At 60.0% G+C, this 240-nt stretch carries 1 pseudogene; it reads right to left on the minus strand.

From position 1 onward, the window contains the following. Positions 1–14: 14 nt before the first annotated feature. Positions 15–240 (minus strand): annotated as a pseudogene (locus tag CH341_RS35055) (hypothetical protein); the annotation flags it as partial.

The raw sequence follows: 240 nt of genomic DNA on the forward strand, positions 1-240 counted from the left end.
GATCTTGCGCGGATTTACGAGGAGCTTGAGCGCTCTTCGTCCTGAGCCTGAAGGTGATCGACGAGGTCGCGCCCCTCGGAGAGAAGCTGGCTGACGAAGGAACGCAGACCCAGGACGCGGTCCCGCTTTAACCTTTCGGCCGTCAGAATCCCCTTCACCGCCTCGAAAGCCCGCTGCAGATCATCATTGACGATGACGTAGTCGTAGCGGCTCCACTGCTCGATTTCCTCGAGCGATCCG

It is taken from the genome of Rhodoplanes roseus (assembly GCF_003258865.1).
GTDB lineage: Bacteria > Pseudomonadota > Alphaproteobacteria > Rhizobiales > Xanthobacteraceae > Rhodoplanes > Rhodoplanes roseus.